This is a genomic window from uncultured Limimaricola sp., from assembly GCF_964022235.1.
In the GTDB taxonomy this organism is placed as follows: domain Bacteria; phylum Pseudomonadota; class Alphaproteobacteria; order Rhodobacterales; family Rhodobacteraceae; genus Limimaricola.
The window spans coordinates 141,177-155,478 of record NZ_CAXHZL010000006.1; the positions used below are offsets into that span (position 1 = coordinate 141,177).

Below are 14,302 nucleotides of genomic sequence, written 5' to 3' on the forward strand. Positions count from 1 at the left end.
CCCCGAGAGGTTCATGCATGGCCCCGCTTCCCCCCTCCACCGCGCCCCGAGCGGCCCCCGGACCCGCCTCGGGCGCGGCCCCGCGCTCGTGGTGGCGTCGCAACCAGATCGCCATCACGCCATGGCTGTTTCTCGCGCCGGGCATCGTGTTCTTTGCGATCTACGTCCTGTTTCCGGTGTTTCAGAGCTTCAATGTCTCGCTCTACCACTGGGACGGCCTCGGAGAGGCCGAATACGTGGGCCTTGCCAATTACGAGGAGATGTATTGGGACGACGCCTTCTACACCTCTTTGCGCAACAACCTGATCTGGCTGGTGCTGTATCTGCTGGCGATCCCGGCGGGCCTCGCGATCGCGTTGTTCCTGAACCAGACCGTCACCGGCATCCGCATCTACAAATCCCTGTTCTTCTTTCCCTTCGTGATCTCACAGGTCGTGGTCGGACTTGTCTTCAGCTGGTTCTACGACCCGTCCTTCGGCCTCTTGAACGTGATGTTGGGCTGGGTCGGCTTGGGGCCGGTCAACGTGCTGGGCGATGAGCGTTACGTGACCTACGGCATCATCGCCGCAGGCCTGTGGCCGCAGACCGCCTATTGCATGATCCTCTATCTCACTGGCCTCAACGCCGTGGACCCCGAGCAGATCGAGGCGGGCCGTCTCGACAACGCCAAGGGGTTTCGGATGCTATGGCACATCATCCTGCCGCAGCTGCGCCCGGCCACCTTCATCGCCTTCGTGGTGACGATCATCGGAGCACTGCGCTCGTTCGACCTCATCTCGATCATGACGGCAGGCGGACCCTTTGGCCAAAGCCGGGTTCTCAGCTTCTACATGTTCGAGGTGGCGCTGTCGGAATATGGCTTCCGCATGGGTTACGGTGCCGCGATCGCGGTCGTGCTGTTCCTCATCATGCTGGTCTTCATCACCTACTTCCTGTGGTCCATGTACCGCGACGAAAGGGGCCGCTGACATGTTTCCCGCACCCATCGAGCGCGCCTCGCGCCCCGCCCAGTTCGCCTATCAGGCGCTGATCCCCGCCGCTCTCATCCTGTGGCTCCTGCCACTGATCGCCGTCGCGGTGTTCTCGATCCGGCCAGACGCCGACTTTGCCAACGCCAACTACTGGGGTTGGCCCTCCTCCTTCGAAGGCATCACCAACTACTCCAAGGTGTTCCTCGAGAGCGACATGCCGCGCTACCTGTGGAACTCTGTGCTGATCACCGTGCCCACGGTGATCGGCGCGGTGGCGCTGTCGTGCATGACCGGCTTCGCGCTCGGTATCTACAAGTTCAGGTCGAACCTCTGGATCTTCTTTCTCTTCGTCGCGGGCAACTTCGTGCCGTTCCAGATCCTGATGGTACCGGTGCGCGACCTCACCCTCGACCTCGGTCTCTATAATACCAAGACCGGGCTGGTGCTGTTTCACATCGCGTTCCAGACCGGTTTCTGCACGCTCTTCATGCGCAACTTCATCCGTGCGCTGCCCTTTGAGCTGATCGAGGCGGCACGGGTCGAAGGCGTGGCCGAATGGCGGATCTTCTGGTTCGTGGTGCTGCCCTTGATGAAGCCCGCATTGGCGGCGCTCGCCGTACTCATCTTCACCTTCATCTGGAACGACTATTTCTGGGCCGTCGTGCTGACCCAAGGTGCCGAGAGCCAGCCGGTCACCGCAGGCATCACCTCGTTCAACGCGCAGTACCGCGCTGCATACCACCTGATGAGCGCGGGAAGCATCGTCGCCGCCCTGCCGCCCGTCGCGATGTTCTTCCTGATGCAGCGGCACTTCATTGCCGGACTGACCCTCGGAGCCGTGAAATGATACAATGCTGGCGACTGGACAGCTTCGTTCAGACCCTCGTCCTGGCTTCCACCGATGCTCGGCTGCCGGTCGTCGTCTATTGGGGCGCGCCGCTGCCGAGGGGATGCGATCTCGACGCCATCGCACAAGCGGATGCATGCGACGTCACCGGCGGCATGCTCGACGCGAACCCGGCCCTGTCGATCTGCCCCGAGGCGGATCGCGGCTTTCCGGGCCAGCCGGGCCTCGCCTTGCGCAATGCGGAGGGGAAGGTGCTGCGTCCCCGGCTGCGGCTCTCGAATGTCGATGAGGGGCGCGATGCGCTGACCGTCACCTGCGAAGACGCCGACGCCGGGCTGCGCTATGTCGCGCGGTTTGCCATCGATCCCGCCACCCATGTCCTGACGCTCTCGGCCGAGATCGACAGCGATGCAGGCGTGATCGTCGATTGGCTCGCCGCCCCGGTGCTGCCCGCGCCGCAGCTTGCGGACGAGATGATCGACGTCTCGGGCCGCTGGATCGGTGAGTTCCAGCTTCAGCGCACGCCGTGGTCCGCCGGTATCCGGATGCGCGAGGCGCGCACGGGCCGTTCGGGGCACGAGCATTTTCCGGGCCTCATCGTGCCCGGACGCGGCACCACCAACACGGCGGGCGAGGCCTACGGCTTTCACTACGGTTGGTCGGGCGGCCACCGGATGGTGGCCGAAGAGCTGCCCGACGGGCGGCGGCAGGTGCAGTTCGGCCACGCGAGCGGCACCGAGCTTGGCCCCGTGACCCATGCCGCCACCGCGCCCCTGCTCATCACCTTTTCGCGCAACGGCCTCAACGGCTGCGCCACCGCGTTTCAGCGCCACATCCGCGACCGCGTGGTGACATGGCCCGATCCCGACCGCCCGCGTCCGGTGCATTACAACTGCTGGGAGGCGATCTACTTCGACCACGACGTCGCCGAACTCAAGGAGATCGCGACCCGCGCGGCGGCCCTTGGGGCTGAACGCTTCGTGCTCGACGACGGCTGGTTCGGCACACGCGACGACGACACGTCGAGCTTGGGCGATTGGTGGATCGATGAGCGCAAATATCCCGATGGGCTGACCCCGCTGATCGAGCACATCCACGATCTGGGGATGAGCTTCGGCATCTGGTTCGAGCCCGAGATGATCAACGCCGACAGCGACACCTTCCGCGCCCATCCCGACTGGGCGCTGGGGCCGCATGACCAGATCGAGGGGCGCCAGCAGCGGGTGCTCGACTTGGCCAACCCGGAGGTGCGCGACTACCTCTTCGATCACATCGGCGCTGTGCTCGACGATCACGAGATCGACTACATCAAATGGGATCACAACCGGCTCCTGCCCTATCCCGACGCGGCCCAGACCCGCGGCATCTACGAGCTTCTGGACCGGCTGCGCGCGGCGTTCCCGGAGGTCGAGATCGAAAGCTGCGCCTCGGGCGGAGGGCGGATCGACGCAGGCATACTGGCGCGCACGCAGCGGGTCTGGCTCTCGGACAGCAACGACGCCATCGAGCGGCTGCGCATCCAGCACGACGCGGCGCTGTTTCTGCCGGCGGCGATCACAGGCAGCCACGTCGGCCCGCGCCACTGCCACACCTCGGGGCGGGTGCTGTCGATGCCGATGCGCGCCTGGGTCGCGGCGCAGCGGCACATGGGCTTCGAGATGGACCCGCGCGAGCTCAGCGAAGACGAGGCGCAGGTGCTCACACGTGTCACCGCGTGGTGGAAGGCCAACCGCGACTGGACCATGCGCGCCGAGATCCACCGGCTCGATAGCGCCGACGCGAGCGTCATCGCCGAGGCGCAGATTTCCGAGGCGAGCGACCGCTTCGTCGTCTTCGCGGGCCGCGCGGCCACCGCGTCGCAGATCCTGCCGCGGCCCTTGCGGCTCACCGGGCTCGACCCCGAGGCGCTCTACCGGCTGGAGCTGGCCAACCCGCAGGACCTCGGCCCGCTGTCGCGCGGCGACATCGCGCTGAAGGCCGGGCCGATCGAGCTTCCCGGCGCGCATCTGATGAGCCACGGCCTCCAGCTTCCCGCCGCCTTTCCCGACACCATCTGGGTGATCGAGGGCACGCGCCTTTGACTCCTGACAGGCAGACCGACATGACAGATCTCACCCGCACTCTGGGCTGTTGCTACTATCCCGAACACTGGCCTCGCTCGGTCTGGGCCGAGGACGCGCGCCGCATGGCCGAGACAGGTCTGACATGGGTGCGGATCGGCGAGTTCGCATGGGGGCGGCTGGAGCCTGCCCCCGGCGAGCTGCGCTTCGACTGGCTCGACGAGGCAATTTGGACGCTGGGCGAGGCGGGGCTGAAGGTGGTGCTCGGCACGCCGACGGCCACGCCGCCCCGCTGGGTTCTGGACAAGCATCCCGACATGCTGGCCGTGGACGCGATGGGCCGTCCGCGCAAGTTCGGCTCGCGCCGCCACTATTGCTTTTCCCACGAGGGCTTCGCCGCCGAGAGCGACCGGATCGTGACGCTTCTGGCCGAAAGATACGGGCGCAACGAACACGTCGCGGCGTGGCAGACCGACAATGAATATGGCTGCCACGACACCACGATCTCCTATTCGGAGGCCGCGCGCGTGGCCTTTCGCGGCTGGCTGCGTCGCCGCTATCCCGGCGCGGGCAACGATGGCGACATCGACGCGCTCAACGCCGCATGGGGCAATGTCTTCTGGTCGATGGACTACCGCGATTTCGACGAGATCGACCTGCCCAACCTCACCGTGACCGAACCGAACCCGGCGCATGCGCTGGCCTTTCGCCGGTTCTCCTCGGATCAGGTCGTGGCCTTCAACCGCCGACAGGTCGAGATCATCCGCGCGCGCTCGGATGCGCCGATCACCCACAACTACATGGGCCGGATCACCGATTTCGACCATTTCGCCGTTGGTGCGGATCTCGATTTCGCCTCGTGGGACAGCTATCCTCTTGGCTTTCTCGAAGACCGCGCCGGGGCCAGTGTCGAGACGCAGCGCGCCTATGCGCGTCAGGGCGATCCAGATTTTCAGGCGCTGCACCACGACCTTTACCGCGCCGTGGGCCGGGGCCGGATGTGGGTGATGGAGCAGCAGCCGGGGCCGGTGAACTGGGCCCCGCACAACCCCGCACCGCTGCCCGGCATGGTCAGGCTGTGGAGCTGGGAGGCCTTTGCCCATGGCGCGGAATGCGTGAGCTATTTCCGCTGGCGGCAGGCTCCTTTTGCGCAGGAGCAGCTGCACTCGGGGCTTCTGCGCCCCGATAGCCAGCCCGCACCGGGGCTTGAGGAGGCCGCACAGGTCGCGCGCGAGATTGCGCAGGCTCCGTTGGTCGCCCATGCGCCGTCGGAGGTGGCGATCGTCTTCGACTACGACGCCGATTTCGCGTGGACGGTGCAGCCGCATGGCGCGGGTCTGAGCTACTTCGGCCTCGTGCTCGATCTTTACAAGGCGATGCGGGCTCTGGGCCTGTCGATCGACATCCTGCCGGCCACGACACGGGATTTCACCGGATACCGGCTGATTGTGGCGCCGGGCCTTATGCACATGAGCGAGGCGCTGAAACAGGCACTCACCGGGGCCGGGGCCGAGGTGCTGATCGGGCCGCGATCGGCGGCGCGCAACGCTGACATGTCGATCCCGGTGCCGCTGCCCCCGGCGATCCCTGGCCTCGATGTCACGGTGAGCCACGTCGAAAGCCTGCGCCCCGACTGCCCCGAACCCCTCGATCAGTGCGGGGCCTTCACCCTCTACCGCGAGGCGCTCGAAGGCACGGCCAAAGTGGTCGAGCGGACCGCCTCCGGCACTCCGGCGGTGATGCGCGAGGGGCGGATTACCTACATGGGCGGTTGGCCCGACGCGCAGGTCGCGCGGCGGATCATCGCGTCGCTGTGCGAGCGTGCCGGCCTCGACACGCTGGTTCTGCCCGAAGGCGTCCGCCGCCGCGACACCGGGGCGGAGCGGTTCTGGTTCAACCATTCGACCGAGTCCACACAGGTCGAGGGGTTGGAGCTGCCCCCGCTTTCCGTGACCCGACAGACGCTGTGAGGGCGTCGGGCGGGGCGGTCCGAAGAAGTGCTGATATCATGAAGGAATATCGTGGTAAGGATCACCCTGTAAGGCAGGGGAAGGGCCGAGGATGATCGACGCACACCAGCATTTCTGGCGCATCTCGCGCGGCGACTACGGCTGGATGACCGACGCGCATGAGCCGATCCGGCGCGACCGGCTTCCCGAGGATCTCGCACCCATGGCCGCCCGCTTCGGGATCGAGGGCACCGTGGTTGTGCAGGCCGCCCCGACGACGGCAGAGACGCGGTTCCTGCTCGATCTGGCGGATCTGACGCCGTTGATCCGAGGCGTGGTCGGCTGGGTCGATCTCGCCGCACCGGACGCGCCCGGACAGGTGGCGCGGATCGCGAGGGAGCCCGGGCTCAAGGGTCTGCGGCCGATGCTTCAGGACATCGAGGAAACGGAATGGGTCTTGCGTCCCGAAGTCATCGCCGGACTGCGCGCGATGGCGCGCGCGGGCCTCGTGTTCGACGCGCTGATCACGCCGCGCCATTTGTCCGTGATCGACAGGCTGGCGGCCCTGCTGCCAGAGCTGCGCATCGTCGTCGATCATTGCGCCAAGCCCGTCTTCGGCCCGGATGGCGATCCGGGGGCCGCATGGCGCGACGGGATGGAGCGCCTCGCCGCGCATGAGCGGACGAGTTGCAAGATTTCGGGGCTCGCCAACGAGTTCGGGCCGGGCTGGAGCGCGCAGGCGCTGCGCCCGGTTGTCGATCATGTGCTGGCCTGCTTTGGCCCCGACCGGCTGATGTGGGGCAGTGATTGGCCGGTGCTCGACCTCGCCGGCGATTACGACGGCTGGCTGAGTGCGGCCCGTACCCTGACCGATCACCTACCCGAGGCGGCGCAGGCGCGGATCTTTGGCGGCACGGCGACGGCGGTCTACGGCTTGGCCGCCGACCACCTCTGACCTTCAGAGGTGCGGCGCGATCCGTTCGGCGGCGTCCAGAAGGGCATGGTCGCGATATCCCGGCGCGGTCAGCATCAGACCCGCGCCGGGCGTAGATGTGATCGGCAGAGAGATCGAACAGCCGTCGATCACATTGGCCAGTGACGTGTTGCGCAGCGCAAGGAGGTTCAACCGATCGAAGACGGCGGGATCGTTGAAGACCGAGAGCTGCGGCGGCAGGATCGCCACGGTGGGCAGAACGATGGCCGCGTCTCCAAGCTCGGCGCGCGCCTCCTCCACAATGGCGATGCGCAGCGCCAAGGTCTTGGCATAGGTCACGGCGTCCACCTCGTCGGCGCGGTCCATGCGGGCCTTGACCCTCGGGTCGATCAACTCGGGCGATTGTTCGTAAGGGCCCGCATGATGCACGCGGCTTTCCACCGCCGCGAACTGCCAGATCGGCAGCCGCGCATAGGCATTTAGGAACGCGGGATCGCGGTGCTCGATGGCAAAGCCCAGACCGGCAAGCGTTGAGAGGCAGGTGTCGAATGCGGCGGCGACGGCGGGGTCGAGGTCGGTCATGCCGAAGCTTTGGGGAACGATGAGGCGGCGCAGCGGGGTGATGGCCTGCGTTCCGGGGTCGGCCAGCACTTCATGCGCGCGGCGCAAGGTCGCCACGTCGCGCGCCATGGCCCCGACGCTGTCGAGCGTGTGCGACAGGGCGGTGGCCCCTTTTGACGGCATGATGGCCGCCGTCGGTTTCATCCCCACGACGCCGCAGAACGCCGCTGGAATGCGCAGCGAGCCGCCGGTATCGGTGCCAAGCGCGATGTCGATCTGCGCGCAGGCCAGCGCCGCCGCCCCGCCGGAGGTCGAGCCCCCGGCGATCGCCCCCTCGACGATGGGCGACAGCGGCGTGCCGAAATGCGGGTTTAGCCCGAGGCCTGAATAGGCGAATTCGGTCATGTTGGTGTGGCCCACCAGTGTCGCCCCGGCGGCGCGGAGCCGGGCCACCACCTCGGCGTCACAGGTGGCCGCAGGTTGATCCGCACGGGCTCGCGATCCGGCCTTGGTCACGTATCCCGCCACGTCGAACAGATCCTTGATCCCGACCTTCAGGCCCGACAGCGGCCCCTCGGGCACGTCGGCCACAGCGAAGCTCTGGGTGAAGTTCGGGGGCATGACGTCGCTCACGGGGGGCGCTCCTTCGGGGCTGGGACCCGCCGCAAGCGCGGGCAGGTGAGGTCGGGGCAGAGATGTCGGGAAAAGGGATACAGGCGACGTGAGTGGGGGTGAACCCCCGTATTCGCCGCAGCGCGGCGGTACGGCAGTGCGCCCGTCAGGATAGCTTTTGCGCCAGCCGGGCCTGCGCGCGGCGCGTTCTTGGTTGGAAAGGCTTGGGCCAGCGCCTTGGCATGCCCTCGGTTCACCGCGCGCCTGATTTCGAGCGTCATCACTGTGAGGCCGTGTGCGTTACGCATCGGCACGGCGAGGAAGCGCAGGTCGGTCTCGACGTCCTGACCAGTCAAGGCGCAGCGCAGTTTGGGGTACTGGATCGCAGCCGTCGAGCGGCGCAGGGGGCTGCGGTTTGGACAGCGCCACGAGCGGCAACGCCCCGCACGCGATCAAGGCTTGGAAAGCGAGTTGATCGTTGACAGCCTCGTCGAGGCAATATCACAGGCTGGCGCGACGACCGGGGAGGGGGTCACCGCGCCGACAGCCGGCATCCGGGGGGCGTGCCCTCCGCTGCCTGGATCAGCGGCGGCCGCGGTCGGCCGGGGTAAGCGCGCCGTCGCCGTCGCGGTCCATCCGCTCGACGAGGCCGCCAACGCGGGCGTCGAGTTCCTCGTCCGAGATCACGCCGTCACCATCGGCATCGAGCTCCTGGAACGCGTCGACCATGCGGTCGCGGGTGAATTCGGCGTGAAGCGTCTCGAACTCCTCGATCGACAGCGCGCCGTCGGCATCGGTGTCGGCGCCGCTCACCTTCGCGGTGCGGAAGGCGTCGATCTCGGCCTGCGTCAGGCTGCCGTCGCCGTCGGTGTCGGCCTGCGTCAGGATCTGCTGCATCATCATGCCGCCACCGTGACGCCCGCCGCGCTCACCGTGGCCACCCTTGCCGCCATGCTTGCCATCGTGATCGCCGCGCATCCGCTGCATGAAGCCGCCGCGGTCCCGCTCGGGGGCGCGCTCGGGTGCGGCCTGCTGGGTGGTGGCGGTCTCAGGCGTCGGCGCGGTGCTTTGCGCAGTGGCGACGGCGGCGCCGGCGCCGAGCAGTGCGGTGACGAGGAAGGCGGTCGGGATCAGCTTGGTCGTTTTCATGGGTTCAGCCCTTTGTTCTGAGTGACGTGGCACCGGCATCGGCGCCCTGTCGATCACTTGGGCCTTCGTGACAGCCATCACACCCCCGCGCCACGCGGGCTTTGTCGCCGGTTGTCGCAGCCGATCAAACGGATGCATCCGGCGACAAATTCGGCGCCCGCGCAGCGGATTTCGAGGGGAAATTCGGACCTATGCGGGACGTCGGCGCGCGCTTTTGAGACCTCGCAAGCCATAGGCACAAGAAACGGGAGCGACGTGTCTGGATCGCAACCGGCCTCAGGCCGTGCCGTGCAGACCCGCGGGCGTGCCGATTGCTGCCGTTCGCTTGGCTGCCTCGATCACCTACAGGGTCGCCAACCTACCGCGCGCTGGCACCGAGGCCGCAAGCCCACCGCGGATCACGGTGGCGAATGGCTCGGCCCTCCGGATCAGCGGGTTGTGGTGGCGATGACGCTCGACCGCGACGGGCACTCTCGCGGTTTCCCTGACCTCAGCGATCCATAGGGCCTCTGCAAGGGCCGTGGCGATGGGGTTTATCAAGAGCGCTGGCGGAGCTGCTTGTGACGCTGCCCGGTCAGCCCGGTCCCGGCGATACTGATGTCGGCCATTTTGGCCCGCCTATTGAGCGAGTTGCACGATCCGGCGCACGGCGGCGGCATAGCCCTCGATCCCCAGACCCGCGATCACCCCGTCGGCGCGCAACGAGACATAGGAATGGTGGCGGAAGGCCTCGCGTTTGTGAACCTGACTGATGTGCACCTCGATCACGGCATGATCAAAGGCGTTGAGGGCGTCGAGGATCGCAACGGAGGTGTGGGTGAAGGCACCGGGGTTGATGACGATGCCGCAGGCGGCCTCGCGCGCCTCGTGGATCCAGTCGATGATCTGGCCCTCGTGGTTCGACTGCAAAAGCCGGATCTCGAAGCCTTCGCCCGCGACCGCCTCGCAGAGCCTCGCCACGTCCTCCAGCGTCTCGTGGCCGTAGATCTCGGGCTGGCGCTTGCCCAGAAGGTTCAGGTTGGGGCCGTTGAGCACGTAGATGGTCTTCATTGGGTCTCCTGTCGGATCGTCGCCGTCGAGGCGCCGGGGCGCGGGTGTCGGGAAATGTCGCGCGGTTGTTGCCATGCGGGGCCGCGGTGGCAGCACCACCCTCCCGGTCTTGGCACGTTGCGCGCGCGTGGTCGCGACATCCTCAGCCTCTCTTCGCGGACATGCTTAGCGGAAGTGCCCGTGGGATGTGGAGCGTTAAAAGCGGCGGCCTCGCCGCCGCTAATCGAACTCCATGTGCTCGAAGACCCGGCCCGCGTTCTTGGTCGCCAGCTCATCGAAGGTATCGAGATGCTCATAGGCGCTTTGGTCGACGTAATAGGCCTCGGCCAGATCGCCGCCTTCGTCGAGATGGGCGCCGATCTTCTCGCGCAGGTCGACGAGGTAGTCATGTGTGTAGAGCCGTACCTGATCCATGTTGGTGGGGTGGCCGTGGCCGGGGATGACATAGCTGGCCTCCAGCGGCTCGAAGGCGGTCTCCCATGTCTCGATCCAGGCGCGCGTGTCGGTGTCGGGAAACACCGGCAGCATGCGCTCGTGAAATGCCATGTCGCCCGAGATCACCAGCGATTGTTCGGGCAGCCAGACCACGATGTCGCCGGGGCTGTGGGCCGGGCCGAGGTAGAGCACCTCAATCGGGAAGCTTCCGAAGGGCACGGTGTAGCTCTCCTCGAAGGTCTCGGTCGGGCCTTGCAGCCGGGTCGTCTCGAACCGGTCGCGCAGCAGCCGCTCGCCTGCCTGAAACGAGGCGTCGCCGTCTTCCTCGAAGGCCCGCGCCGCATCAGCGTGCGCCAGCACCGGCACGCCCTGATCGACCCAGTAGCCGTTGCCGAGCATCGCGTGGCCCTGCCCGTTCTCGTCGATCACCAGCTTCACCGGCTGATCGGTCACGGCGCGGATCTCATCGTGCAGCGCGCGGGCCAGACCGCGGCTGGCTCCGGCGTTGATCACCACCACCCCATCGCCGGTGACGATGAAGCTCAGGTTGTTGTTGTGCCCGGCATTCTCGTAGGTCGGCGGCGCGGTGGCGCCGGTGGCGGTCCAGACGCCGGGGATGAATTCCACCGGCTTGGCGTAGAGCAACGAGTCCGGGTATTGGTCGGCGATGTTCTCGTCGGCCAGCGCCTCGGAGGCCGCCAGCAGCGTCAGCGCGACTAGAAGGCCGGGGATATGTTTCATCGCGGGTCCTCTCCTGCGCTCCGCGCGTTTGCGGGGCATCCCGCGAGCGAGGATGCTGCGGCGGGCGGCAATGGTCCAGCCTTTGCCACCCGCATCGCGCTCAGATGATGCGGACCTGCGTGCCCACGGGGGTGATGGAAAACAGCTCGGCGATCATCTGGTTGTAGAGCCCGATGCAGCCATCTGATGAGGGCCGCCCGATCTTGCGCGTGTCATGCGTGCCGTGGATCAGATAGGCGGGCCAGCTGAGATACATCGCATGGGTGCCCAGCGGGTTGCCTGGGCCGGGGGGCATATAGCGCAGTTCGGGGTTGCGCTCGACCATGGAGGGCGTGGGCGTCCAGTCGGGGCCGACCTTCTTGCGCAGGATCTCGGTGTAGCCGCGCTTGGTCAGCTCCTCGGAAATCGGGATCGAGGTCGGGTAGACGCGGTAGTCCGAGGCGTCGGCGTTCCAGTAGTGCAGCGCGCGCGACTGGGTATCGGCGACGATGGTGGCGACGCCGAGCGTATCGAAATGGTCCCGCCAGTTCTGGGTGCGAAAGCTCGACACGTTGCGCTGAACGGGGGCCTGCGCGGGAGGCTGCGCGGTCTGGGCGCGCAACAGCGAAGGGGTGGTCAGCGCGATCGCGGCCGCGCCGAAAAGCGCCTGTCGGCGGGTAGAGGTGGTGCTCATCTTGCTTGTCGTCCTGCTCGTTGTAGGGGAGGCCGGGACGGGGACGACCACGACCGCCTTATCCCAACCTTAAGGGATCCCCGCGAAACGCCGGTTCGTGTCCTTGGCACGGCAATGGCGTGTCGGGGGGCGGGGGGATAAGCTGCGCTCCGGGTCAGGAGCGAAACCTTAAGCGCCCGTTAAGCATGGACGCGCACCAGCCGCGGCGATGACCTGAAGGGGGGGGGCGATGCGGGTTCTGATCGTGGAAGACGACGAGACGCTGGCCGACGGGCTGAGCGTCGGGCTGCGGTTGCAGGGTTTTACCCCGGAGCTGGTGACCAACTGCGCTGACGCGCGCGAGGCGCTGGCGCAGGGCGGCTTTTCTGCGGTGGTGCTCGACCTGATGCTGCCCGACGGCTCGGGGCTCGACCTGCTGGCCGGGCTGCGCGCGGATGGCGACCGGGTGCCGGTGCTGCTGCTCACGGCGCTTGATCAGGTGCGCGACCGGATCGGCGGGCTGGATGCCGGAGCGGATGACTATCTCGGCAAGCCCTTCGATCTTGGCGAGGTTAATGCCCGGCTGCGCGCGATCATCCGCCGCGCCGAGGGGCGGGCCCACGCGCTGCTCGAATGGAACGGGCTGCGGCTCGACCCGGCCCGGATGAGCGGCGAGATGGCGGGGCGCGAGCTGCGCTTTTCGCGGCGCGAGTTCGCGGTGCTGCGGGCGCTGATCGAGACCCCCGGCGTAATTGTCGAGAAGGACCGGCTCGAAGATCGTCTCTACGGCTGGCAAGAGGGGGTCGAGAGCAACGCCGTCGAGGTGCATGTCCACAAGCTGCGGGCCAAACTCGGCGCGGGCTTCATCGAGACGGTGCGCGGCGTCGGCTACCGCCTTGCGGAGCCGCGGCCATGAGGTCGATCCGCGCGCGGCTCTTCGTGATCCTATTGGCGGCGACCGGGGCGGTCTGGCTCTCGGCGGTTTGGTGGATTCAGCACTCGACCCGCGCGGAGGTCGAACGGGTGCTGGACGCGCGCCTTTCCGAGGCCGCACAGATGGTGTCGTCGCTGATTTCGGACCGACGCATCGACGTGGCCTTGGCGGGGCCGCTGGCGCTCGATCTGCCGGTGCCAGCAACAGGTTCGGACTATTCCCGCCAGCTCTCGTGCCAGATCTGGTCGCTCGATGGTGCTCTTTTGGGCGCGTCTGCCAGCGCGCCGTCAGGGCGGCTCTCGCCCGACCGGACCGGCTTTGCCGACAGCCTCGTCGACGGCGAGGCGTGGCGGGTCTACACCATGGTGAACGAGGATCTGGGCGTCCGGGTGATGGTGGGCGATCGGCTCACGGTGCGCGAGCGGCTGGTGTCGGACGTGGCGCGCGGCCTGCTGCTGCCGGCACTGGCGATCCTGCCGATGCTGGCCGCGCTGATCTGGGTCAGCGTCGGGCGCGGTCTCGCACCGCTCGACCGCATGGCGCGGGCGTTGGGGGCGCGCACGGCCGAGGATCTCGGTCCTTTGTCGATGGGGCCGTTGCCACGCGAGATCCGTCCCGTGGGGGCAGCGCTCGACGGCCTCTTCGCTCGCGTGGCCGGTGCGCGAGAGCGCGAAAAGAGCTTTACCGCCTTTGCCGCGCACGAGCTGAAGACGCCGCTTGCCGGGATCAAGACGCAGGCGCAGATCGCTGCCATGGCCCCGGACGAGCCGACGCGTCGGCAGGCGCTGGCGCGGATCGAGGCCGGCGTGGCCCGCACCGACCGAATGGTGCGCCAGCTCCTCGAACTTGCGGCGGTCGACGGCGCGCCGGGGGAGGGCGGAGAGATCACCGACATGACGCGCCTCGTGACCGATGTGGCGCAGGAGGCCCGACGGCTCGCCTCGGAGAAGGGCATACGGATCAGCTTGGGGCGGATGCCCGAACTGGTCTGCCGGGCCGCCGACCCGGTGCTGCCCGCCGTCGCACTGCGCAACGTCGTCGAGAACGCGGTGCTTGCCAGCCCGCCGGGTGGCGAGGTCGAGATCACAGGCGCGATGGAGGACGGGCGCATCACCCTGTCCGTGCTCGACCGCGGCCCCGGCATCCCCGATACCGATCGGCGGCGCGTGACCGAGCGGTTCTTTCGCGGCGCGAACGCGTCTTCGGCGGGCAGTGGTCTCGGCCTGTCGATCGCGCGGGCGGCGCTCGAGCGGCTCGGTGGGCGGATCTGTTTCCAGGCGCGTCCGGGCGGTGGCGAGATCGTGCGGATCACCTTGCCCTGCGCCCGTACCGCGGTACCGCCGGATGAACGTTCGGGGCGGAAATCGTAAGGAAGCCTTAAGCTCCGGGATGTCTGTGCCGGCAGAG

12 protein-coding genes are annotated in these 14,302 nt (G+C 67.5%); 7 read left to right on the top strand and 5 right to left on the bottom strand.

From position 1 onward, the window contains the following. Positions 1-17: 17 nt before the first annotated feature. From AADJ02_RS09845 to AADJ02_RS09865, 5 genes are all read left to right on the top strand, one after another. Positions 18-968 carry a sugar ABC transporter permease gene (locus AADJ02_RS09845; RefSeq protein WP_341212826.1) on the top strand — a complete coding sequence of 317 codons (951 nt, stop codon included), beginning with the start codon at positions 18-20 and terminating at the stop codon, positions 966-968. A 1-nt stretch (position 969) separates the two neighbouring features. Beyond that, positions 970-1,818, top strand: coding sequence for a carbohydrate ABC transporter permease (locus tag AADJ02_RS09850; protein ID WP_341212827.1), 849 nt, complete (start codon positions 970-972; stop codon positions 1,816-1,818). Next, positions 1,815-3,899 carry an alpha-galactosidase gene (locus AADJ02_RS09855; RefSeq protein ID WP_341212828.1) on the top strand — a complete coding sequence of 695 codons (2,085 nt, stop codon included), beginning with the start codon at positions 1,815-1,817 and terminating at the stop codon, positions 3,897-3,899. Before AADJ02_RS09850 ends, AADJ02_RS09855 begins: the two co-directional genes overlap by 4 nt. Positions 3,900-3,919: 20 nt before the next feature. Next, complete coding sequence (locus tag AADJ02_RS09860; RefSeq protein WP_341212829.1) at positions 3,920-5,848, top strand: beta-galactosidase; 1,929 nt, start codon at positions 3,920-3,922, stop codon at positions 5,846-5,848. 91 nt (positions 5,849-5,939) lie between these two features. Beyond that, positions 5,940-6,782: an amidohydrolase family protein gene (locus AADJ02_RS09865; protein ID WP_341212830.1), complete on the top strand. Its 843-nt coding sequence runs from the start codon at positions 5,940-5,942 to the stop codon at positions 6,780-6,782. 3 nt (positions 6,783-6,785) lie between these two features. On the opposite strand, the gene AADJ02_RS09870 is transcribed toward AADJ02_RS09865, so the two are convergent. The 5 genes from AADJ02_RS09870 to AADJ02_RS09890 form a co-directional block, all read right to left on the bottom strand. Beyond that, positions 6,786-7,955, bottom strand: coding sequence for an amidase family protein (locus tag AADJ02_RS09870; RefSeq protein ID WP_341212831.1), 1,170 nt, complete (start codon positions 7,953-7,955; stop codon positions 6,786-6,788). Positions 7,956-8,516: 561 nt separating this feature from the next. Next, a complete protein-coding gene (locus tag AADJ02_RS09875; RefSeq protein ID WP_341212832.1) occupies positions 8,517-9,083 on the bottom strand; it encodes an EF-hand domain-containing protein in 567 nt (188 codons plus the stop codon). Positions 9,084-9,701: 618 nt separating this feature from the next. After that, entirely contained in the window at positions 9,702-10,133 is a 432-nt protein-coding gene (gene aroQ, locus AADJ02_RS09880) for a type II 3-dehydroquinate dehydratase (protein ID WP_341212833.1), read from the bottom strand. A 219-nt stretch (positions 10,134-10,352) separates the two neighbouring features. Continuing rightward, on the bottom strand, positions 10,353-11,309 hold the full coding sequence (locus tag AADJ02_RS09885) for an MBL fold metallo-hydrolase (protein WP_341212834.1): 957 nt from the start codon (positions 11,307-11,309) through the stop codon (positions 10,353-10,355). 100 nt (positions 11,310-11,409) lie between these two features. After that, the gene (locus AADJ02_RS09890) at positions 11,410-11,982 is read right to left on the bottom strand and encodes a L,D-transpeptidase (protein ID WP_341212835.1); all 573 of its coding nucleotides are present in this window, start codon (positions 11,980-11,982) and stop codon (positions 11,410-11,412) included. Between the two features lie 229 nt (positions 11,983-12,211). On the opposite strand from AADJ02_RS09890, the gene AADJ02_RS09895 reads away from it, so the two are divergent. Both AADJ02_RS09895 and AADJ02_RS09900 read left to right on the top strand, forming a co-directional pair. Further along, a complete protein-coding gene (locus tag AADJ02_RS09895) occupies positions 12,212-12,877 on the top strand; it encodes a response regulator transcription factor (protein ID WP_341212836.1) in 666 nt (221 codons plus the stop codon). Next, positions 12,874-14,265 carry an ATP-binding protein gene (locus AADJ02_RS09900; protein WP_341212837.1) on the top strand — a complete coding sequence of 464 codons (1,392 nt, stop codon included), beginning with the start codon at positions 12,874-12,876 and terminating at the stop codon, positions 14,263-14,265. Before AADJ02_RS09895 ends, AADJ02_RS09900 begins: the two co-directional genes overlap by 4 nt. Positions 14,266-14,302: the final 37 nt, after the last annotated feature.

What these genes read in the sequence shown, in the direction of transcription:
- AADJ02_RS09845 (WP_341212826.1), top strand. Translation starts at nt 18, where the DNA reads ATGGCCCCGCTTCCCCCCTCCACCGCGCCCCGAGCGGCCCCCGGACCC.
- AADJ02_RS09850 (WP_341212827.1), top strand. Translation starts at nt 970, where the DNA reads ATGTTTCCCGCACCCATCGAGCGCGCCTCGCGCCCCGCCCAGTTCGCC.
- AADJ02_RS09855 (WP_341212828.1), top strand. Translation starts at nt 1,815, where the DNA reads ATGATACAATGCTGGCGACTGGACAGCTTCGTTCAGACCCTCGTCCTG.
- AADJ02_RS09860 (WP_341212829.1), top strand. Translation starts at nt 3,920, where the DNA reads ATGACAGATCTCACCCGCACTCTGGGCTGTTGCTACTATCCCGAACAC.
- AADJ02_RS09865 (WP_341212830.1), top strand. Translation starts at nt 5,940, where the DNA reads ATGATCGACGCACACCAGCATTTCTGGCGCATCTCGCGCGGCGACTAC.
- AADJ02_RS09875 (WP_341212832.1), bottom strand. Translation starts at nt 9,083, where the DNA reads ATGAAAACGACCAAGCTGATCCCGACCGCCTTCCTCGTCACCGCACTG.
- aroQ (WP_341212833.1), bottom strand. Translation starts at nt 10,133, where the DNA reads ATGAAGACCATCTACGTGCTCAACGGCCCCAACCTGAACCTTCTGGGC.
- AADJ02_RS09885 (WP_341212834.1), bottom strand. Translation starts at nt 11,309, where the DNA reads ATGAAACATATCCCCGGCCTTCTAGTCGCGCTGACGCTGCTGGCGGCC.
- AADJ02_RS09890 (WP_341212835.1), bottom strand. Translation starts at nt 11,982, where the DNA reads ATGAGCACCACCTCTACCCGCCGACAGGCGCTTTTCGGCGCGGCCGCG.
- AADJ02_RS09895 (WP_341212836.1), top strand. Translation starts at nt 12,212, where the DNA reads ATGCGGGTTCTGATCGTGGAAGACGACGAGACGCTGGCCGACGGGCTG.
- AADJ02_RS09900 (WP_341212837.1), top strand. Translation starts at nt 12,874, where the DNA reads ATGAGGTCGATCCGCGCGCGGCTCTTCGTGATCCTATTGGCGGCGACC.